The organism is Kibdelosporangium phytohabitans, assembly GCF_001302585.1.
In the GTDB taxonomy this organism is placed as follows: domain Bacteria; phylum Actinomycetota; class Actinomycetes; order Mycobacteriales; family Pseudonocardiaceae; genus Kibdelosporangium; species Kibdelosporangium phytohabitans.
In genome coordinates this window covers 11,738,722-11,759,770 of the sequence record NZ_CP012752.1, presented here as the reverse complement: position 1 = coordinate 11,759,770, position 21,049 = coordinate 11,738,722, and the positions used below count along the sequence as shown (strand labels likewise).

21 protein-coding genes are annotated in these 21,049 nt (G+C 68.7%); 9 read left to right on the top strand and 12 right to left on the bottom strand.

The features are described 5' to 3' along the window. Complete coding sequence (gene dnaA, locus AOZ06_RS52935) at positions 1–1,545, bottom strand: chromosomal replication initiator protein DnaA (RefSeq protein WP_054296302.1); 1,545 nt, start codon at positions 1,543–1,545, stop codon at positions 1–3. 477 nt (positions 1,546–2,022) lie between these two features. Between dnaA and rpmH the strand changes: the two genes are divergently transcribed. From rpmH to AOZ06_RS52900, 8 genes are all read left to right on the top strand, one after another. Beyond that, positions 2,023–2,166 (top strand): 50S ribosomal protein L34, encoded by a 144-nt coding sequence (gene rpmH / locus AOZ06_RS52930; RefSeq protein ID WP_042184002.1) that lies wholly within the window; start codon positions 2,023–2,025, stop codon positions 2,164–2,166. A gap of 16 nt (positions 2,167–2,182) precedes the next feature. Continuing rightward, on the top strand, positions 2,183–2,560 hold the full coding sequence (gene rnpA, locus AOZ06_RS52925) for a ribonuclease P protein component (RefSeq protein WP_054296301.1): 378 nt from the start codon (positions 2,183–2,185) through the stop codon (positions 2,558–2,560). Next, positions 2,557–2,880, top strand: a complete 324-nt coding sequence (gene yidD / locus AOZ06_RS55705) for a membrane protein insertion efficiency factor YidD (RefSeq protein WP_083472519.1) — start codon at positions 2,557–2,559, stop codon at positions 2,878–2,880. Before rnpA ends, yidD begins: the two co-directional genes overlap by 4 nt. Before the next feature lie 4 nt (positions 2,881–2,884). After that, entirely contained in the window at positions 2,885–3,970 is a 1,086-nt protein-coding gene (gene yidC / locus AOZ06_RS52920) for a membrane protein insertase YidC (RefSeq protein WP_054296300.1), read from the top strand. 28 nt (positions 3,971–3,998) lie between these two features. After that, a complete protein-coding gene (locus AOZ06_RS52915) occupies positions 3,999–4,556 on the top strand; it encodes a Jag family protein (protein WP_054296299.1) in 558 nt (185 codons plus the stop codon). Positions 4,557–4,757: 201 nt separating this feature from the next. Beyond that, entirely contained in the window at positions 4,758–5,417 is a 660-nt protein-coding gene (rsmG, locus tag AOZ06_RS52910; RefSeq protein ID WP_054296298.1) for a 16S rRNA (guanine(527)-N(7))-methyltransferase RsmG, read from the top strand. Positions 5,418–5,479: 62 nt separating this feature from the next. Continuing rightward, entirely contained in the window at positions 5,480–6,382 is a 903-nt protein-coding gene (locus AOZ06_RS52905; protein ID WP_054297572.1) for a ParA family protein, read from the top strand. Continuing rightward, entirely contained in the window at positions 6,379–7,371 is a 993-nt protein-coding gene (locus AOZ06_RS52900) for a ParB/RepB/Spo0J family partition protein (RefSeq protein ID WP_054296297.1), read from the top strand. Before AOZ06_RS52905 ends, AOZ06_RS52900 begins: the two co-directional genes overlap by 4 nt. 174 nt (positions 7,372–7,545) lie before the next feature. On the opposite strand, the gene AOZ06_RS52895 is transcribed toward AOZ06_RS52900, so the two are convergent. Further along, positions 7,546–8,493 carry a D-alanine--D-alanine ligase family protein gene (locus tag AOZ06_RS52895; protein WP_054296296.1) on the bottom strand — a complete coding sequence of 316 codons (948 nt, stop codon included), beginning with the start codon at positions 8,491–8,493 and terminating at the stop codon, positions 7,546–7,548. Positions 8,494–8,500: 7 nt separating this feature from the next. Beyond that, complete coding sequence (locus AOZ06_RS52890; RefSeq protein WP_054296295.1) at positions 8,501–9,829, bottom strand: aminotransferase-like domain-containing protein; 1,329 nt, start codon at positions 9,827–9,829, stop codon at positions 8,501–8,503. Positions 9,830–9,984: 155 nt separating this feature from the next. Between AOZ06_RS52890 and AOZ06_RS52885 the strand changes: the two genes are divergently transcribed. Beyond that, the gene (locus AOZ06_RS52885) at positions 9,985–10,614 is read left to right on the top strand and encodes a GNAT family N-acetyltransferase (protein WP_054296294.1); all 630 of its coding nucleotides are present in this window, start codon (positions 9,985–9,987) and stop codon (positions 10,612–10,614) included. Positions 10,615–10,625: 11 nt separating this feature from the next. Here AOZ06_RS52885 and AOZ06_RS52880 read toward each other — a convergent pair whose 3' ends face one another. The 9 genes from AOZ06_RS52880 to AOZ06_RS52840 form a co-directional block, all read right to left on the bottom strand. Further along, positions 10,626–11,768 (bottom strand): N-acetylmuramoyl-L-alanine amidase, encoded by a 1,143-nt coding sequence (locus tag AOZ06_RS52880; protein WP_054296293.1) that lies wholly within the window; start codon positions 11,766–11,768, stop codon positions 10,626–10,628. Positions 11,769–11,999: 231 nt separating this feature from the next. After that, positions 12,000–12,329 carry a thioredoxin gene (gene trxA / locus AOZ06_RS52875; RefSeq protein ID WP_054296292.1) on the bottom strand — a complete coding sequence of 110 codons (330 nt, stop codon included), beginning with the start codon at positions 12,327–12,329 and terminating at the stop codon, positions 12,000–12,002. Between the two features lie 15 nt (positions 12,330–12,344). Beyond that, entirely contained in the window at positions 12,345–13,343 is a 999-nt protein-coding gene (trxB, locus tag AOZ06_RS52870; protein ID WP_054296291.1) for a thioredoxin-disulfide reductase, read from the bottom strand. 121 nt (positions 13,344–13,464) lie between these two features. After that, a complete protein-coding gene (locus AOZ06_RS52865; protein ID WP_054296290.1) occupies positions 13,465–14,226 on the bottom strand; it encodes a hypothetical protein in 762 nt (253 codons plus the stop codon). Beyond that, complete coding sequence (gene sigM / locus AOZ06_RS52860; RefSeq protein WP_054296289.1) at positions 14,223–14,849, bottom strand: RNA polymerase sigma factor SigM; 627 nt, start codon at positions 14,847–14,849, stop codon at positions 14,223–14,225. Before sigM ends, AOZ06_RS52865 begins: the two co-directional genes overlap by 4 nt. A gap of 35 nt (positions 14,850–14,884) precedes the next feature. Next, positions 14,885–16,504, bottom strand: coding sequence for a protein kinase family protein (locus AOZ06_RS52855; protein WP_054296288.1), 1,620 nt, complete (start codon positions 16,502–16,504; stop codon positions 14,885–14,887). Positions 16,505–16,598: 94 nt separating this feature from the next. Next, positions 16,599–18,164 carry a murein biosynthesis integral membrane protein MurJ gene (gene murJ / locus AOZ06_RS52850; RefSeq protein WP_054296287.1) on the bottom strand — a complete coding sequence of 522 codons (1,566 nt, stop codon included), beginning with the start codon at positions 18,162–18,164 and terminating at the stop codon, positions 16,599–16,601. A 119-nt stretch (positions 18,165–18,283) separates the two neighbouring features. Continuing rightward, a complete protein-coding gene (locus AOZ06_RS52845; protein WP_054296286.1) occupies positions 18,284–20,467 on the bottom strand; it encodes a DUF6049 family protein in 2,184 nt (727 codons plus the stop codon). Then, positions 20,464–21,027 (bottom strand): NUDIX hydrolase, encoded by a 564-nt coding sequence (locus tag AOZ06_RS52840; protein ID WP_054296285.1) that lies wholly within the window; start codon positions 21,025–21,027, stop codon positions 20,464–20,466. The genes AOZ06_RS52845 and AOZ06_RS52840 overlap by 4 nt, the downstream gene beginning before the upstream one ends. Positions 21,028–21,049: the final 22 nt, after the last annotated feature.

Genomic DNA, 21,049 nt, shown 5'->3' with positions numbered 1-21,049 from the left:
TCAGCCGCGGGCGCGCTGCTTTATCCGGGAGGTGAGTTCCTGGACCTGGTCGTAGGTCCGGCGGCGCTCGGCCATCTCCTTGCGGATCTTCTTCTCCGCGTGCATCACGGTGGTGTGGTCGCGGCCGCCGAAGGTCTGGCCGATCTTCGGCAGTGACAGGTCCGTCAGCTCGCGGCACAAGTACATCGAGATCTGCCTCGACTGCGCCAGCGCCTTCGTCTTGCCGGGGCCGCAGAGGTCCTCGATCGTCACGCCGAAGAACTCGGCGGTCACCGCCATGATCGTCGGGGCGCTGATCTCCGGTACCTGCGAGTCCGGGATCAGGTCGCGCAGCACGATCTCGGTCAGACCCAGGTCGACCGGCTGGCGGTTGAGCGACGCGAACGCCGTCACGCGGATCAGCGCGCCCTCGAGCTCGCGGATGTTGGCCTCGATCCGGGCCGCGATGAACTCCAGCACCTCGGCGGGGACGTTGAGCCGGTCCTGCGCCGCCTTCTTGCGCAGGATCGCGATGCGGGTCTCCAGCTCGGGCGGCTGGATGTCGGTGATCAGGCCCCACTCGAACCGGGTGCGCAGGCGGTCTTCCAGGGTTTCCAGGCGCTTGGGCGGCCGGTCGCTGGAAACCACGATCTGCTTGTTCGCGTTGTGCAGCGTGTTGAAGGTGTGGAAGAACTCCTCCTGGGTTCCTTCCTTGCCCTCCAGGAACTGGATGTCGTCGACCAGCAGGATGTCGATGTCCCGGTAGCGGCGCTGGAAGGCGACCTTGCGGTCGTCACGCAGCGAGTTGATGAAGTCGTTGGTGAACTCCTCGGTCGACACGTACCGCACGCGCATGCCGGGGAACAGCCGCTGGGCGTAGTGCCCGACCGCGTGCAGCAAGTGCGTCTTGCCCAGCCCGGACTCACCCCAGATGAAGAGCGGGTTGTACGCGCGGGCCGGCGCTTCGGCGACGGCGACCGCGGCGGCGTGCGCGAAGCGGTTGGACGCGCCGATCACGAACGTGTCGAACGTGTACTTCTCGTTCAGCCGGGTCTTGGACGTCTGCGGCTGCGCCGGCGCGGTGAACGGCTGGCCCACCGCGGCGGGCTGCTTGCCGTTGAACGTCGGCCAGACCTCACGCGCTGTGGCGAGCGCGTCGCCTTCTTCGTCGACCTCGTCGCCGTCGCCGTCCGCGCCGAGATCGATCTCCGTGACGGGGACCGGGACGGCTGCGGCCATCGGCGCGCTCACACCAACCGGTTCGACCGGTGCGGCGGGCGGAGCCACGGCGGGGGTCGGTGAGCCGACAGTGTCCACTTTCACAGCGAGGGAGATGGTACGGCCCAGCCGCCGGGACAGCGCGTCGGTGATCGGTTCGCGCAGCGCGCGCTCGATCGCCTCCTTGGCGAAGTCACTCGGTGCGGCCAGCAGCGCCGTTCCGTCCAGCAGACCGATCGGCCGGGTCACCCGCATCCACGCCTGTTGCTGGCGTGACAGGATCCCGGCAGACAGCTCCCGCACGACCTGTTCCCAGACGAGACCAAAGTTGATCTGGTGCTCGGACACCTGGCGGGCTCCCCTCCCCTCGTACTTTTGTGAATCGCGGGCGTGGCCGCTGCCCGAGGTCACCCGAACCGGAGGGCATCCACAGGGTTGTCCACAACTGTGCACGAAGATACGGCGTAGCGCAGCGAAGCCCTTGTCGGTTCAACGTACCGAGTGGCGGAACGCGACACGGCGAGGCTCCCACTTCCCCGTGTGACAAACCGGAAGCCGCACGCTAACAAGCGCCGCCCTCGCCCACAAGACGTGCCCGTCCCAAGCTCGGCGAGCGGCGGCGTGTCGCGGCGAGGCGTAGTTAGGCGGACCCGGATTTGGCCGCCGACCGCAGGGTGCGTACCCTCGAAAGGTCTCCCGCTAGCGTCGGGTGTGTTCTGCGTGCCCATTCCGCCGCGGGCCACACAAACGTCGCGCCGGGTCCATCGAGGGCCAACCTCCAGCTGGGGACACGCGACCTCAAGAACAGACCGGGAGAACCAAGCCGTGAGCAAGGGCAAGCGCACCTTCCAGCCGAACAACCGTCGCCGCGCCAGGACCCACGGGTTCAGGCTGCGCATGCGGACCCGCGCGGGCCGGGCCATCCTGTCGGCTCGTCGCCGCAAGGGCCGCGCCGAACTGTCGGCCTGACAGGCGGCACGGCATCGTGCTGCCCGCAACCGCCCGGCTCACGCGTAGCGGCGACTTCGCTCAAGTGACCCGGCGCGGTCGGCGCGCCGGGCGACCCCGGCTCGTCGTACACGCGGTGCGGGCCGTGGAGCCGACAACTGAGACCACGCTGACCCGGACGGGAAACCCCGTCCGGGTTGGCTTCGTTGTGAGCAAAGCGGTGGGCAACTCGGTGGTCCGCCACCGGGTCACCCGCAGGCTGCGTCATCTCGTGGCCGACCGGCTCGGAACTCTCGCTCCCGGCAGCACGTTGGTTGTCCGGGCGCTCGCGCCGGCAGCCTCTGCGTCGAGCGCGGAACTCGCCCATGACTTCGACGCGGCTGTCCGGCGGCTGAAGCTGGCGGTGGAACAGTGACTGACTCCCCTGACGAGAGCACGGATGGCGCACCGCGCCGGACCGGACCCGTCGCATGGGTTCTGCTGCTGCCGATCCACGTGTACCGCAAGGTGATCTCGCCGCTGCTGCCACCCACGTGCCGTTACTACCCCAGCTGCAGCACGTATGCCGTGGAGGCACTGAAGACCCACGGCGCCATCAAGGGATTGTGGCTCGCCGTATGGCGGTTACTGCGCTGCAACCCTTGGAGCTCGGGGGGAATCGACCCCGTGCCACCCCGTCGCCCCCGGCGCAAGGCGTCCGGGACCCCGGCTCACCACAGTTCCGCCGAGGAGTAGCTCCGTGCTCGATTTCATCAACTACCCGGTGTCCTTCATCCTCTGGTGTTGGCACAAGGTCTTCGGGGCCGTCTTCGGCCCGACCAGCGGTGTCGCCTGGTTGCTCGGCATCGTCTTCCTGACGTTCACCGTCCGCGCGATCCTGATCAAGCCGTTCGTCAAGCAGGTCCGCTCCATGCGCAAGATGCAGGAGTTCGCGCCTGAGATCAAGAAGCTGCAGGCGAAGTACAAGAACGACCGGCAGAAGCTGGCGCAGGAGATGCAGAAGCTGCAGTCGCAGCACGGCGTCAACCCGCTGGGCAGCTGCCTGCCGATGCTGCTGCAGATCCCGGTCTTCTTCGGTCTGAACAACGTGCTGCGCGGGTTCGTGCCGAACGCCCAGGGCAACTACTTCTTCGGTGCCGACGAGGTCTCCTCGTACCTGCACGCGAACCTGTTCGGCGCTCGCCTGTCGAACTACATCGCGCAGGCGAGCAAGGAGATGACCGACCTGGGTGGCAACCTCCAGTCGGTCATCATCGTGTCGGCGCCGCTGATGGTGATCGCCTCGATCGCCACGCACTTCACGGCCAAGCACAACGTGGCGCGGCAGAACCCGGCGACCGCCACCGCGCAGACCGGCATCATGAACAAGATCACCCTCTGGGTGTTCCCGCTCGGTGTGCTCGTGTTCGGTGCCTTCTTCCCGATCGGTCTGCTCATCTACTGGCTGAGCAACAACATCTGGACGCTGGGCCAGCAGTACCTGATCTACAAGAAGATCGACCGCGAGGAAGAAGAGCAGAAGGTCCAGGCGCAGGAGAAGCGCACCAACCTCGGACCGAAGGTCGGCCAGAAGCCCACCCAGCCGAAGAAGCGCCCCACGCCGCCGAAGCCCGCCGCCGCGGACGAGGCCTCGACCGACGAGACGAGCGACGAGACCACGAGCACGGGCAAGCCGGAGAAGAAGTGGCCCGCCAAGCAGCCCACCGTGCGTCCGAACCAGAAGAAGCCTGCCTCCGGGAACACCTCCGGCAACGGCAGCACCGAAATTCCCGGTCTGATCTCGGACCGATCCCGCAGCAAGAAGTCAGGCCGGAAGCGTCCGTGACGCAAGCCGAGCCTGGAGAGGAGACACCGTGACGGCAGCCGACACCGACCTCGGGGCCGAGGGCGGGCAGGTCGACAAAGACGCCGCCGAGGAGAAACCCGCGCGGTCCGGGCCCACCGGTGAGGAGTTGCTCGTCCAAGAGGGCGACATCGCCGGGGACTACCTGGAGCGCCTGCTCGACTTGCTGGACTTCGACGGCGACATCGACCTCGACGTCGAAGCCGGTCGCGCCATCGTCAGCATCGACGGCGGTGACGATCTGGAGAAGCTGGTCGGCCCGCGTGGCAACGCACTCGAGGCGCTGCAGGAGCTGACCCGGCTCGCCGTCCAGCAGGAGACCGGCGTGCGCAGCCGGCTGATGCTGGACATTGCCGGGTGGCGGGCAGAGCGCCGCGAGGAGCTCCGCGATCTCGGCAAGGCGAGCGCGGAGAAGGTGCTGAGCTCCGGTGAGAAGGTTCGCCTGCAGCCGATGACGCCGTTCGAGCGCAAGGTCGTGCATGACGCGGTAGCCGAGATCGATGGTGTGCACAGTGAGAGCGAAGGCGAGGATCCCCGCCGCCGCGTGGTGATTTTCCCGAAGCCCTAGCTCTATTGAGTGAGTTTGGACGCGGTCCGTCGATCAGGCGGGCCGCGTTCTTTTTTTGCGGGGTGAATGTGAGAAGCTGAGCCGGGTCCCCACTCGGCACGTGTTTCACGTGAAACTGCCATTCGGATGCGGTGAGTCCGGTGGGGCGATGGTTGCCGATCGGCGACAATCAAGCCGACGTGGTTTCACGTGGAACATCGGATGGAGCTCATGACCGACGTGGTGTCCCAGGCGTTCGGTGCCGGTTCGGATCAAGCGACACGGTTCGTCGAACTGCTGACAGTCCACGGCGTCGAACGGGGATTGATCGGCCCACGTGAAGTCGACCGGCTGTGGGATCGGCACGTGCTGAACTCGGTGGCGATCGCGGAGTGTGTGCCGGACGGCGCGACCGTCATCGACGTCGGGTCCGGCGCCGGGTTCCCCGGCATCCCCCTGGCGATCGCCCGCCCGGATCTGGACGTTGTCCTGCTGGAGCCGATGGCACGTCGAGTGGCGTGGCTGGAGGAAGTTGTCACCAAGCTCGACTTGGATGTCACGGTGGTCCGCGGTCGCGCTGAGGAGAAAGAAGTCCGGCGGACGCTCGCCAACCGGGACGTGGTGACCGCGCGGGCGGTGGCGCCGATGGGCAAGCTGGCTGGCTGGTGTCTTCCCCTGCTTCGCGGCGGGGGCCGGATGGTCGCGCTCAAGGGGTCGAGTGCCGCCGAGGAGATCGAACGAGACCGGACCGAGATCGCTCGTGCGGGCGGTGTCGACCCGGAGGTACGGACGTGTGGTGGTGAGTTCCTCGACGAACCCACCACCGTTGTGGTTGTGCGGCGCGCCGAACCGGCTGCCGGGCGCAATCGCAAGCGGCGATAAGGAAGGATCGGACCGAGCATGTTCCACGTGAAACTTGAGACGGTGCCGTGGGCGCCGAGGAGGTGCGGCCACCCGTGAGTCATCCCACGCCCACTGGCGCGGTCAACTGGACGCCGATCGCCGAAGAGGCCGAACGGGCGGCCAAGTTGCTGCACCCGGACAAGCAGTTCCCCAAGCCGTCGCACCGGCGCGTCTTCACCATCGCCAACCAGAAGGGTGGCGTCGGCAAGACGACCAGTGCGGTGAACCTCGCCGCCGGTCTCGCGATGCACGGTCTCAAGGTGCTTGTCGTCGACCTCGACCCGCAGGGCAACGCCAGCACTGCGCTCGGTGTCGACCGTCGCTCGGGCACCCCGTCCATCTACGAGGTGCTGATCGGCGAGGTGTCGTTGAAGGACGCTTCCCAAGTCAGTGACCAGTCGCCAAACCTGTGGTGCGTGCCGGCGACCATAGACCTCGCCGGTGCCGAGATCGAACTGGTCGAGATGCACGGCCGGGAGTCGCGGCTCAAGGCGGCGCTCACCGATGAGGCGTTCAACGAGCTCGGTCCCGACTACGTCTTCATCGACTGCCCGCCGTCGCTGGGGTTGCTCACGGTGAATGCGATGGTCGCCGCGCAGGAAGTGCTCATCCCCATCCAGTGCGAGTACTACGCGCTGGAGGGTCTGAGCCAGCTGCTCAAGAACATCGACCTGGTGCAGAAGCACCTGAACCCGGACCTGGACCTGTCCACGATCCTGCTGACGATGTACGACGGCCGGACCAAGCTCGCCGACCAGGTGAGCGCTGAGGTCCGCCAGCACTTCGGTGACGTCGTCCTGCAGACGGTCATCCCGCGGAACGTGAAGGTGTCCGAGGCGCCGAGCTTCGGCCAGACCGTGCTCGCGTACGACCCGGGTTCACGGGGGGCCATGAGCTACCTCGACGCGTCCCGCGAACTCGCTGAACGGGGTGCGGCGCGATGAGCAAGCCGGAATCGGCACCTCCGGCTCGGAAGGGCGGCCTCGGCCGTGGCCTGGCCGCCCTGATCCCCAGCGGACCCGAAGCAGACGCGGCCGCCCCGGCCATCCCCCGGCGCCCGGTCCCGACTCGCGGCACACCCGCGCCGGAGCCGGGTGGTGAGGTCGCCGGTGCGGTGTACCGCGAGATCCCCACCTCCGCGATCAAGCCCAACCCGAAGCAACCGCGTCAGGTCTTCGACGAGGACGCGCTGGCCGAGTTGGAGCACTCGATCCGCGAGTTCGGCTTGATGCAGCCGATCGTGGTCCGAGATCTCGGCGGTGGCTCGTACGAGCTGGTGATGGGTGAACGCCGGCTGCGCGCGTCGCAGCAGGCCGAGCTGGAGAAGATCCCGGCGATCGTCCGGCAGACCGCGGACGACGCGATGCTGCGAGACGCCCTGCTGGAGAACATCCACCGGGTCCAGCTCAACCCGCTCGAAGAGGCGGCGGCGTACCAGCAGCTGTTGGACGAGTTCGAGGTGACGCACGAGGAACTGGCGTCCCGGATCGGGCGCAGCCGCCCGGTCATCACGAACACGATCCGGTTGCTGAAGCTCCCCCTCCCCGTGCAGCGCCGGGTCGCGGCTGGCATCTTGTCCGCCGGGCACGCCCGCGCGTTGCTCGGGCTGGACGACCCGGAGCGCCAGGAGGCGCTCGCGGCTCAGATCGTCAAGGAAGGCATGTCGGTTCGCGCGACCGAGGAAGCAGTGACCCTCGCGAAGCACGACCAGCCGGCCAAGCCGAAGGCGGCGCCGCGCAAGCCGATGCACGCTCCTGGGTTGCAGGACCTGGCGGAGCGGCTCTCCGACAAGTTCGACACCCGCGTGAAGGTCGAATTGGGGCAGCGCAAGGGCCGGATCGTGGTCGAGTTCGGATCGGTTGACGATCTCGAACGGATCATTGACATCATCAACGAAAATGGGACAAAAGGAATTCGTTCCGAGGACGTATAACCACCCCAGGGCATTACGTCACGGTGACGATCCCGATTTGTCCGATTCGGCGGAGGCGTCGACCGGGTCTCGACTCGGTCGCTCGGCTCACAAGAAAGCCCCGGCGAGTGCCGGGGCTCTTTACTTGTTTCACGTGAATCATCGGTCGAGCCGTGGATCGGGCGACTGGCTGAGTCAGCTCCGGGCGATGGCGCGGTCGACGAGTTCGGCGTAGATCTCCCCGAGTGACCGCCCGTCCGCCTCGCTCGCCATCGGCAGGAGCGACGTCTCGGTCAACCCGGGCGACACGTTCACTTCGAGGAAGTAGATCGAGCCGTCGTCGGCGACCACCGCGTCGGTCCGTGACACATCGCGCAGACCGAGCAGCCGGTGCGCCGACACAGCCAACTCGGCGACCTCGCCCGCGATCTTCGGCGACAGGCGAGCCGGGGTGTGGAAGTTCGTGAAGCCCGCGGTGTACCGGGATGTGTAGTCGTAGACCCCGCTCTCGGGAACGATCTCGACCGCGGGCAAAGCGGCCGGCCCATCGGCGCCGTCGACGACCGTCACCGCGACCTCGACGCCGGAGATGAACCGCTCGGCCAACACGGTCTCGCCGTACGCGAGGCAGTTGACCATCGCGGCCGGGAGGTCGGCCGCGTCGCACACGACCTGAGCACCGAGCGCTGACCCGCCCTGGTCCGGCTTGAGCATCAGCGGCAGACCCAAACGCCCCACCATCGCGTCGAGCACCGCCTGCGCGCCCAACTCCCGGAACGTGCTGTGTGGCAGCACGACCCAGTCCGGGGTGAGCAGTCCGGCACGGGACAACTCGGCCTTGGCGGTCGGCTTGTCCCAGGCGCGGCGGCACGCGTGCGAGTCCGCGCCGACGAACGGCACGCCGAGCATCTCCAGCACGGTCTGGATAGAGCCGTTCTCCCCTTCACCGCCGTGCAACGCGATCACGACCGCGTCCGGCTTCTGGGTGCTGACCTTCGTCAGCAGGGAGCCGTCGGTGTCCCACTCGTCGACGGTCAGGCCGACCGCGCGCAGGGCAGTCGACAGTCGCCGCCCCGACCGAAGGGAAACATCACGCTCGTGCGAAAGCCCGCCGGACAGGACGGCAACAGTTCGATCTGACACTCCCGGATTATGCAGTGTCCGGGCTCGGGGTCTGCGGTCCGGACGTGATCCGCCGGGAAGCGGGCCCGAACGTGCGCAGCAGTTCCATCTCCTGCTCCAGCACGACAGCCAGCCGCCGGACACCCTCACGGATCCGCTCGGGCGTCGGGTAGCAGAACGACAGCCGCATCTGGCGTGAGCCGAACCGGTCCGCGTAGAAGCCGATGCCCGGCACGTACGCCACCCGCGCGGTGACCGCACGCGGCTGCATCGCCTTGGTGTCGATGCCTTCCGGCACGGTCATCCAGACGAAGAAGCCGCCGTCCGGCTTGGTCCACGTGCAGCCGGCGGGCATGTGCTGGTCCAGCGAGGTCAGCAGCGCGTCGCGGCGCTCCCGGTACATCGTCTGGAACGACTTGATCTGGCCCTTCCAGTCGTGCGTGGCCAGGTAGCGCGACACGATCAGCTGCGACAACACCGGCGGCGACAACACCGCCGCTTCCGCCGCGAGGACGAGCTTCTCGCGCACCGCGTGCGGCGCGAGCGCCCAGCCGACCCGCAGACCGGACGCGAACGTCTTCGAGAACGAGCCGAGGTAGATCACGTTGTCGGGATCCATCGAGCGCAGCGCCGGGTAGGTCTGGCCGTCGAAGCCGAGCAGCCCGTACGGGTTGTCCTCGATCACGAGCACGCCTGCCTTGCGGCAGATCTCCAGGATCTCCGCGCGCCGCGACACGGCCAGCGTCACACCGGCGGGGTTGTGGAAGTTCGGGATCGTGTAGAGGAACTTGACCCGCTGACCCTGGGCGGCGGCCGCGGCGAGCGCCTGGCGCAGCGCCTCGGGGACCAGCCCCGCCGAGTCCATCTCGACGTGCACGACGTTCGCCTGGTACGACGCGAACGTACCCAGGGCACCGACGTAGGACGGTCCCTCGGCGATCACGACGTCACCCGGGTCGCAGAAGATCCGGGTCACCAGGTCGAGCGCCATCTGGGAGCCGACGGTCACCACGATGTCGTCCGGATGTCCGGTGATCCCCTCGATGGCCATCACGTCGCAGATCTGCTCGCGCAGCCCCGGCACGCCGTGCGCGGAGCCGTACTGCAGCGCCACCAGGCCGTCGGAGGCGATCAGACCGGCCACCTCGGCCGCGATCGAGTCGAGCGGCAGCGCCGCGAGGTTGGGCATACCCCCTGCCAGCGAGACCACCTCGGGCCTGCTGGCGACTGCGAACAGCGCTCGTACCTCCGACGCCGTCATCCCTTCCGCTCGCGCCGCGTAGCGCTTCAGGTGCGGGTCGAGATTCTGGCCGGTCGAGGGCACGACCTGATTGCCCTCCGGTTCCTCCGAGTGCATGCGCCACCTCGTTCGTCAGTCAAGCGAGTGTAACTCTGGCCTCTATCAGGTCAGTGAGCTTCCGGCACTTGTCACATCCCCCTATCCTGAACCCCGGGCCTGTGGTTATCGCATGCTCTTCTCACGTTCCAACCAGAGCGGGCCGGGGAGGTTGGGTGTCGCGACGCGTCGTCGGCATCACGCTGGACAACCTGGAGCACCTCCCCAAGCATTCGCGGGGCTGCGTGTTCTGGGAACTGGCACCGCACCTGAAGGAACAGGCTGAGGCCTTCGGGGAGACCGAGCTGGAGAAGGAGGCTTGGGTTTCCAGCATGCTGCTGGAATGGGGCTCCTGCGGCCGCCTGGTCTACTCCGACAAGCTCCCGGTGGGATTCCTGCTCTACGCCCCGCCCAACGCCGTACCGCGCTCCCTGGCCTTCCCGACGTCCCCGGTCAGCCCGGACGCGGTGATGCTGACCGGTTTCCACGTCCTGCCCGAGTTCCGCGGCGGCGGGCTCGGCCGGATGCTCGTGCAGGCCGTGGCCAAGGACCTCACCCGCCGCGGGGTGAAGGCGATCGAGTCCTTCGGGGACGCCAAGCCGGACGAGGACGAGCCGAGCTGTGTCGTGCCCTCGGAATTCCTCTCGGCAGTCGGCTTCAAGACCGTCCGGCCGCACGCCCGGTGGCCGCGGCTGCGCCTGGAACTGCGCAGCGCGATCACCTGGAAGGAAGACGTGGAGGCAGCGCTGGAGCGCCTGCTGGGCACGGTCTCGGTGACCACGGCCAGCCCGGTCTACCAGCGCTGAGAAGGTGCCGGTCAGCTCTTGGTGAGCTCGTGCCGCATCAGGTCGGCGAAGGTGAACGTGCCGGTCGGCTGGTCGTTCTCGCCGAGCAGGTAGAGCCGCTTGACCGACACCAGGATTCCCTCGGCGACCAGGTCGCGGAACGCCGGGTCGGCCAGCAACGTCCGGTCGCCCTCGTTGGTCAGGTACCCCAGCTCGAGCCGGACCGCGGGGCAGCGGGTCAGCCGCAGCGAATCCCACGTCTTGCCGTGCGTGCGGCAGTTGACCATGCCGGTGCGGGCGGTCAGCTCACGCTGGATGAACCCGGCGAGCGCCTCGCCCAGGGTGGACGCGTTGTTGCGGGCGGTCCCGAAGTGGAAGGTCGCCAGGCCGGACGCGTGCGGGGAGGCGTTGCGGTCGCAGTGCAGCGACAGGAAGACGTCACTGCCCGCCTCGTTGGCGAAGTGCGCGCGCTGGGCCTCGGTGGGGCACTGGTCGGGGCCGCGGGAGAGCATGGCTTCCATGCCGGTGGCCACCATCCGGCCTTCCAGGCGACGCGCCAGGTCCCAGACGAGGTCCGCCTCGCGGACACCGTCCACGGTGACGCCGGAGTCCGTGCCGCCGTGGCCCGGGTCGATCACGATGCGCTTGCCACGCAGCCGGGGACCGGCGTTGCGGACCTTCTCCTGTTCGCGCAGCAGGACCGGGCGGCCTCCGCTGGCGCGCGGCGACAGGCGGTTGAACGCGCCCACGGTCTCCGCGCCGCACATGCCGTCGACCGTCAGGCCGTAGTCGCGCTGGAACTCACGCAGCGCACGCTCGGTCTGCGGGCCGAACACGCCGTTGGGGCGCCCGGCGTTGTACCCGAGCTGGAGCAGCCTTTCCTGCAGTTCCAGGACGTCGTCACCGCTCACCGGCGCGGAAACCAGGTAGGCGAGCGGGCGGCCGCCGAGACGGTAGGTGGCGTCGCGCAGTGCCTGGTAGGTGGCCTGCCCGACGATTCCGTCCGTGATCAGGCCGCGCTGCTGCTGGAAAGCGCGGACCGCGTGCTCGACGGCGAGGTCGTACAGCGACGGGTCGCCCGTGCCGTTGGCCGTGGGCAGCAGGCCCAGGCTGGCGAGCGTGGCCCGCACTTCGGCTACAGCCGGTCCGGCGTCACCGGGGCGGAGTTCCCGCATGCACCCCTCACTCAAGTCATAGTTTGATAAACCGACGAACTCAGGTTGTGTCGCAGGCTATTGTGCCCCTGCCTGCGGGCCGCTCCCCGTTAGGGTCACGTCCCGCGTCCAGCCCTTCACCGTTCACTCGATCAAGTGTGAGGCATGACACGACCCGGGGCTGGTCGACTCACGAAGAGTGGACGTGTCAGCCCCGGGCCGAGGTTGCTCGTATGCGGTTGCGAGCCGGTGTCAGGCCACGTAGTCGGCCAGGTCGTTGAGCAGCGCCGCCTTCGGCTTGGCGCCGACGATCTGCTTGACCGGGCGGCCGCCCTGGAAGACGATCATGGTCGGCACCGACATGATCTGGTAGTCCCGCGCCACCTCGGGGTTGGCGTCGATGTCGAGCTTGGCCACGGTGATCTTCTCGGCGTGCTCGGAGGCGATCTCCTCGAGCACCGGCGCCACCATGCGGCACGGCCCGCACCAGGTCGCCCAGAAGTCGACCAGCACCGGCTTGTCGCTCTGCAGCACGTCCTCGGTGAATGACTTGTCAGTAACGGTGACGGTGTTGCCGCTCACGGTCTCTCCTAGGGGTCAGCTGTTGGTCGGGGCGTAGCCGCCGCCGACGAGTTCCGGTGCCTGCTGTGCGTGCTGCTCACCGTGCTCGGCGAGCCAGCGCTCCGCGTCGATCGCGGCGGCGCAGCCCGAGCCCGCCGCGGTGATGGCCTGTCGGTAGGTGTGGTCCACGAGGTCGCCCGCGGCGAACACCCCGTCGAGGTTCGTGTAGGTGCTCTGGCCCTTGACCTGCACGTATCCCTCGGCGTCGACGTCGACCTGGCCGGCGACGAGCTGGGAACGCGGATCGTGGCCGATCGCCATGAACACGCCCGTGACCGCGATGTCCTCGGTCTCGTCGGTCCGGGTGTCCCGCAGCCGGGCGCCGGAAACCTTGCCGTCGGTGTCGAGCACCTCGACGACCTCGGAGTTCAGCCGCCACTTGATCTTGTCGTTGGCGCGGGCCCGCTCGAGCATGATCCGCGAGGCGCGGAACTCCTCGCGGCGGTGCACGATCGTCACCGAGTCGGCGAACTTGGTCAGGAAGATGGCCTCCTCCATCGCCGAGTCGCCACCGCCGACCACGATGATGTCGTGGCCGCGGAAGAAGAAGCCGTCGCACGTGGCACACGCGGACACACCGCGGCCGAGCAGCTCCTGCTCACCGGGTACGTGCAGGTAGCGCGCGGCGGCACCCATGGCGAGGATCACGGCCTTCGCCGCGTACCGGACGCCGTTGACCGTGACGTACTTGACCGGCCCGGCCAGTTCGACCGCCTCGACGTCCTCGGCCTTGAGCTCGGCACCGAACCGCTCGGCCTGTTCGCGCATCTGCGCCATCAGGTCGGGGCCCATGATGCCGTCGCGGAAACCCGGGTAGTTCTCGACCTCGGTGGTGGTCATCAACGCGCCACCGAACTGGGAGCCCTCGAAGACCAGCGGAGACAGTTGCGCGCGCGCCGCGTACACCGCGGCCGTGTATCCCGCCGGACCGGACCCGACGATGATCAGGTTGCGGACCTCGTCTTGCGCCGCCATCTGTCCTCCGTGACTTTCCCGCCAATGACAACTAGGTCAACCGATCGTAGGTGCTTGTTGTTCCGCACCATCCGGGTGACCGGGAGCACTGGATTGTGACCGGCGGGAAAGCCGGGGAGTACTACTTCACGCCCGGTTTGTTCGCAAGGGTCGAAGGATTGCCCGGACCGCAGTCCGGACCGACCGCGAGCAGCCGGAACGTGCCGACCGGCGTGGACGCGAGCACGAACAGCGTGCCCTGTTTGCCGCCGACGGTGACCTGCTTGGCGCCGAGCGGCTCGGCGTTCCTGCTGATGCCGTTGGCCTCGAAACAGGCCGCCAGCTTCTGCTTGTCGGAGAACGGCCCGTAGTCGTTGCCGCCCTTGGCCGCCTGCAACTGGTCCGGGCCGATGTTCTGCTCCTCGAAGCTCAACGGTCCCGGCGCCGCGACATTGCCGCTCGGGCCGTTGTCGCCGCCACCGGGCAGCGCGGCGAACGTGATGCCGACCGCCGCGGCTGCCGCCGCGAAGACCCCGATGGCCCACCCGCGGTTGCGGCGCTTGCGGGCCGCGTCGATGCTCACCACGGGCGCTACCGCTGGCTGTTGCTGCTGCGGCGGCGCGGTCTGGACCCCCTGTGACCGTGCCTGTGACTCCGCCGCGATCGCCGCGTCCAGCTGTGCGGCGAAGTGCGCGGGCATGGGCGGCGCCGGAGCGTCCGCGAACTCGCGCAGATCAGCCTGTGTCGCCTCCAGAGCGGCCAGGATCTCCATGGCCTCCGGGTCCGCGTTCACCCGGGGCCACAGCTCGTCGGCCTGCCGAGGGTCGAGCGCACCCGCCTGGAGGTCGGCGAGCAGGTCGACCGACCACGGCGGCCCGCCACTCCCCCGTCCGATGCTCGTCATGTCCCCTCCCACTGACGCCGTGGACGCCCCTCGCGCTTTTCGCTTGCGTCACCTGGGACGTTCGCATCAGCAATCGGGTTCCGCAGATGCCCGAGAACTTTGGCGAGCTTGGCCCGCCCCCTGGCACAACGGCTTTTCACGGTGCCTTCGGCGATGCCGAGCATCTTGGCCGTCTCGGCGACCGAGTAGCCCTCGACGTCGACCAGCAGGATGGGCACGCGCTGTTCCTCCGACAGTTCGGCGAGCGCGTTGCGCACCACCAGACTGGTCTCCCGGTCGGACATCGCGTCGCCGGGCGTGACCGGCTCACCCGGTCCGGTCTCCGGCAACGGCACAGTCGGGCGCGCTTGACGGCGCCGGACGCGGTCCAGGCACGCGTTCACCACGATCCGGTGCAGCCACGTCGTCACCTGCGACTCGGCCCGGAACGACCCGGCGTTGCGGAAAGCCGAGATGAAGGCCTCCTGCAGCGCGTCGGCGGCCTCTTCCGGATCACGGAGAGTGCGCAGCGCCACGGCCCACAACCGGTCTCTGTGGCGACGAACGATCTCGCTGAACGCGTGTGGATCCCCGGCGGCATGGGACGCGATCAGCGATGCGTCCGAGCTAGCTGCGGCGGTCACCCGGGCAGCTTATCCGTGGCGGGTTTGACGCCCTTTTACTGGGCCATTCGGAACTCGATCTCCCTGACCTGGCTGACGTTCTTCTCGTCTTCGTCCACGGCGAGCTTGGTGATCCACACCAGCACGTACTGGGTCGGCTCGGTGCTCGACAGCGCGATCTCGGTCGTGCCGTCGGCGAGCGTCGCCTGGCCGATCAGCTTGGTGTCGTCGAACTTCGCCGTCGGCGACGCGGCCGAGCGGATCTCCACGACCGTGCCCGCGCTCGGCGAGTCGATGACCACCTGGGCCAGCTTGGTCGCGTCCGCGAAGGTGGCCAGCACGCCGATGCCCGGCTTCAGCGCGGGGAACGGCTTCTTGTACTCGTCGGTCGACCACGCGGTGTTCGGCTTGCCGTCGATCACGCGGCCCGCGTTCCTGGCGTTGTCCTTGTCGCCCTTGACCGAGTAGATCTGGGCCTTCGTCGCCTTGACCGGTCCGGCGGGCTTGGGCGCGGGCGGCGGGTTGGCCTGCGGCTGGTTGCTGGTGTTGCCGCCGGGCGTGGCCGGCGCGGTCGCCACCGGCTGCTGCACGGCCGCGGGCACCGGGTCACTGCCGAAGAAGCTGATCAGCTGCATGCCGACCCACGCGAGCACGCCGACCGTCGCGACCGTCAAGGCGGTCACACCGATGGCCAGCTTGCGGCGCCTGCCGTCGTCCTTGGGCGGGCGCTTGCTGGTGGTCCAGATCGTGTCCTGGTCGGCCAGCGGGTCGGCGAGCTGCTCGCCGCCCTGCAGCGCCGGCAGCAGTTCGGTCCGCTGGTCGAGCAGCTCGGCGCGCTGCGCGATGCCTTCGAGTACGGTCAGCAGCGCGGAACTGGTCCGGATACCGCCCAGCGACGTGTCCGCGATGCTGCGCACCGCCAGATCGGCCAGGTCGTCCGGCACGTCGGGGCGCAGCGTGGCCGGCGAGATCGGCGAGCCGGAGCGGTCCCGGCGCGCGAGGGGCATCGTCGGCGGGCCGCCGGGCAACGCCCAGCGCCCGGTCAGCAGCAAGTAGAGGATCGCGCCGAGGCCTTTGACGTCGTCCTGCAGCTGGGCCTGCGGCAACGGGCCGGGGAACGACAGCCGCAACGAGCCGTCCGGGCCGATCCTGACCCGCTGCGGGTGATCGACACCCAGCACCAGGCCGGTGTGGTGGGCCTGCTCCACGGCGATCGCGAGCGGTTCCAGCAGCCGGGCGGCGGTACCCGCGGGCAACGGGTGCTCGGCGACCAGGTCCACGAGGTCCGTGCCCTGCGCCCAGTCCGCCACGACGACCCCGAGAACACCTTCACTCGGGTCGATCCCGCTGCCGACACCCAGCACGTCCAGCACACGGGACACGCTCGGGCTGGTGAACCGGGCGGCGTGGGCGGCACGTTCCAGCGTGCGGCGCGCGGCGACGGTGGCGTTGCGGTCGGTCGGATCACCGACGAGAACTGTGAGCGCGACATCGCGGCGCAGCTGGCCGTCGCGGGCACGCCACATGTGGGCGTTGCCGCGGATGTCCACACCGAACGGCGCCAGCAGACGGTAGCGACCATCGCCGATGACACCGCCCGGGAGCAGGTCACCACCGGTCGCGCGAACGCCCTGGACGGTCGCGTCGTTGGTGAAGTCGGTCCTCCTGGTCGTCACCGCACTCTCCCGTCAGACGCGCCACCTATCCGCGCGCAACGGATACCTCGTAGCGAGCGTACGGGAAACCCCCGGGGCATGACGATCGTCCAATTCACCGCCGACGAATCAGACGGGTGATTTTCGCGGTCGCCGGCTTGAGCTCGTCGACCTTGAGCATGACCAGCACACCGAACGACACCACACCCGCGACCAGGCCCTCGATGATCAACGACAACAGCGCCCGCAGCGCCGCGGACTGCGGCAGGAACCCGCCCATGAGCTTGGCAACCCCGAGCCCGGCCGCGACCCCCAGCCCACCGGCGAAGACCGAGAAGAGCGTCACGCCGACGACCCGCTTGGTCTTCAGGTGACCCAGCCGCAGCCACAGCCACGCCTGGCCGAGCACCGCGCCGACCACGTAGCTCAACGAGTTGACCATCATCACACCGATGACGACGTGCTCGGGTGCCAGCAGGCCCTCGCACATGTAGAGCAACGGGATCTTGACCGCGGTCATCACGATCATGATCAGCGTCGGCGTCTTGGCGTCCTTCATCGCGTAGAACACCCGCAGCTGGAGCATCACCAGCGCGTACGGCAGCAGACCGAACGCCGACACGGCCAGCGACTCACCCAGCCTGGTCGCCTGGTTCACGTCACTGGCGCCCCAGGAGAACACCACGATGCCGACCGACGTGCCGGTCACCGTCAGCACAGCCGAGATCGGCACGAGGATCACCGCGGACACGCGGCTGGCGTACGACAGGTCGGCGATCAGCTTGCGGTCGTCGCCGTCCGCGGCGGCCCGGCTGAGCCTCGGCATGATCGCGGTCAGCAGCGAGACGCCGATCACGCCGTACGGCAGCTGCAGCAGCAGCCACGCGTAGCTGTAGATGGCCGCGCCACCGTCGTCGCCCGCTGTCAGCACGCGGGTGCTGATCGTCCAGCCGACCTGGCTGACCGCGACGTAGCCCATGATCCACAGCGCCAGCCCGCCGAACTCCTTGAACCGGGCGTCGAAGCCCCAGTTCCAGCGGAACTTGAAGCCGATCCGGCGCAGCGCCGGGACCAGCATCACCGACTGCACCACGATGCCGACCGTCACGCCGACGCCGAGGACCAGCAGTTTGACGTCGCCCATCCTGACCGGGTTCAGCGAGATCTCACCCGGCACGATCGCGTAGATCCCGATGGTCGCCATGACCACCAGGTTGTTGACCACCGGCGCCCACGCCGTCGGGCCGAACACCTGCTTGGCGTTGAGGATCGCTGTCAGCAGCGCGAACAGCCCGTAGAAGAAGATCTGCGGCAGCAGCAGGTAGGCGAAGGCGTTGACCAGCTCTGGGTTGGCCTTGCCGGTCGAGTCGTCGACGTAGAGCTTGGTGATCAGCGGTGCCGCGGCGATCGCGACGATCGCGCCGAGACCCAGCAGCGTCAGGCCGACCGTGAGCAGCCGCTGCGTGTAGGCCAAACCGCCGTCCGGATCGTCCTGCGACCGGACCAGCAGCGGTACGACCACGCTCGCCAGCACACCGCCGATCAGCAGCTCGAAGACGATGTTGGGCAGCGTGTTGGCGATGGTGAACGAGTCGTTGACCACGCCGATGCCGACCGCGGCGGACAGCAGCGCCTTCCACAGGAAGCCGGTGATCCGGCTGATCAGGGTGGCGATCGCCATCGACCCGACAGCGCGCCCGAACGACCCCCGGGCCTGTTCGGGCTGCTTCTGGGGCGTCGGGGGTTTGCGGGGTTGTGGTCTGCCGCCGCCGGCGGGGGGCACGGGTGTCCTCGCTCTGGTCAAGCCGGGGTGGGCTCCTGGTTCTTGCGCTGCTTGATACGACGGTAGACGCGCCTCGCGGCGAGCAGTACCAGCATGCCACCGGCGACACTCGTCACGGCGACCGTGATCGTGCCGTACGCGCCCGACGAGATCTCGAACTTGGAGACGTTGCCCAGCTGGTTGCCACCGGGCGTGGTGACCCAGACGTCGACGCTGAACTTGCCCGACCTGAGCAGCTCGACCGGCACGAAGTCGGTGAAGCTGTTGCCCGCCGGGATCCGCTTCTGCTGCACCACACCGGGCCGCAGACCCGCGCTCTCCCTGATCACCAGCTTGACCAGCACGTCGACCGGGAGGTCGTTGACGATCCGGACCGGGATCGGCGCGTTGGACGACGCGGGCACGATCGGCGGCCCCGGCGGGTTGACCTTCACCAGCCCGCGCACGGCGTCCAGCTGCTTGACCACATTGGTCACGGCCTGCTTGCCGCCTTCGACGTTGCCGCGCCACCCGCTCGACGACGCCCGCAGCAGCCCGTTGCGGATGGGGTTCATCACCGTCGCCGGATTCACCGGCCGGGTGTCGTCGGGCAGCATCGCGCCCAGCAAGTCCCGTTGCACCGCGTTGGCCTGGGACACCTGGCTGATGACACCCGAGGGGACCTCGGCGGCCACGTCCCGCTCGGGGTAGTCCATCGCCGTCGCCGAACCTTCGGGCGATTCGGCGAGGTCGGCCAGTGGGCTCGCGGTGGCCAGCCTGTCGGTGAACATCCGGCCGATGGTCCGCAGGTACTCGGTCAGTTCGCTGGCCGGTGCGGTCCACCGGCGCGGCGGCGCGACCAGCACCGACTGGCCGGACTGCATCGCGCGGAACAGCAGCGCGGCCAGTCCGTTCTGCACCGAGACCGCCCCGGCCGCCGACGGGGGCCCGGCCAGCGCCGACGACGTCAGCTGGTCGATCGGCAGCACGCGGTCGTTCTGCCCGAGCGTGAACGGCCCGGGGCCCTGCACGCCCTTGAGCCGCTCGGGGTTGGCCAGCACGACGGTCGGCGTCAGCCCGCCGACGTCGCTGAGCGCACGCGGGTCGACCGTGCCGTCGACCGGCCAGAGCACCCCCGGCTGCGGCTTGGCCGACTCCAGCGCCTTGCTGACCGAGGCAAGGCCCTGGTTGACCGAGGTCTTGGCGAGATCAGCCGCTCCGGCGCGCGACAGCGCCGAGACGTCCGCGTCGGCGTACGGAAGCGCGACCACGCACTGCCCGGCGGTCAGCGCGCGCAGCGAGACCAGCCAGCGCTGGGCGAAGTCCTTGCCCTTGCCGGGCACGGTCTTGTCCTCGCTCACCTGGACCTGGTAGCCGTTTGTCATCGCGTCCAGGGTGTCGAGCAGGTCGCCGTCGACCGCGAAGCACAGCGACGACATCAGCGCCGGGTTCTGCTTGGTGGCGATCTCGTACGCGTTGAGCATCCCGTAGAGCCTGCCGCCGACCTGGACCGACGAGGCCAGCTCGTCGTCGGAGAGAACCAGCTGCCTGTCGTTCTCGCGCTGGCGGACCACCCTGGGGTGGTCGTCGACCAGCGGCCACAGCACGGTGACCTTCGGCGGTGCCTGGGTGGGCGGGGCACCGCGGCCGGGCAGCGACAGCACCGGCATCAGCAGGTTCAGCCCGGCCAGCCGCTCGGCCCCGCCGTACTCCGGCCTGCCGTTGACGTTGATCAGCACCGGGTACACGCCCGGCTGGTCGAGTTTGAGCTGGTCCAGCGTGTACGTGGCGGTGAAGGCGCTGCTCGCGCCCTTGTCCAGCGACTTGGCGATCGGCGTGAACGACGACGGCTTGGCGGCCTCCGCCGTCGGCGGCTGCGCCATCGCGGCCCGCAGCTTGCCCTCGTCGCTCACCGCGTCGCCGCGTTGCAACCGGACCTCGACCTGGTCGATCCGCCGGTCGCCGACGTTGGTCACCTTGCCGCTGACCGTGATCTGCGGGGTGTCCGACCGGACCACTCTGGGGTTGAGCTGGTCGATGTCCAGCCGCAGGCGCGGCGGGCTGTTGGCCGGCTGCGTGCGGGCCAGCCCGATCGGCGCGAACAGCGGCTCCGGGCCCGGCGGCTGGGCGGACGCGGTCCACGGAGCTGATCCGGCCAGCACGAGACCCGCCGCGACCACCGCGGCAAGCTTGTGACGGGTTGCGTAACGCAGCCCACTCATTGTTTTCGACCCTTCGGCGCGTCAAGGCCGTCCGAGAACGACACATCACCTTCGAATGGTGTGTTTGCCGGCTCAGAGAGTAGTTGCATCGCCTTGCGCACCAACCGGCGCTCGTCCGCATACGCCAGCCGGTCGTCAAGATCATCGAGCGCGACCCACGCCACCTCGGTCACTTCGATGTCCTCATCGGACAGGTCGCCGGACAGCGCGGTCAGCAGGTAGTGGTGGACGGTCTTGTGCACCCGGCGGTTCTCCGCGACGAACCAGTAGTCGATCGACCCGAGCGAGCGGACCACCTCGCTGGTGATCCCGGTCTCCTCCCTGACCTCGCGGACCGCGGTCTGCTCGGGCGTCTCGCCCTCCTCGATGTGGCCCTTCGGCAGCGACCACAGCAGCCGCCCCCTGCGGTCGAGCCTGCCGATGATCACCGCGTTGGCCCTGGCCACGTCGATCACCAGACCTCCGGCCGAGGTCTCGTCGACCGTGGTCAGCCGCCTGCTCCGACGCCTGCCGCGGCGCCCGGACCGGGTACCGTCGGATCGTCCGGATGACGGGGACATGAACTCGATCGTAATCGTCTGG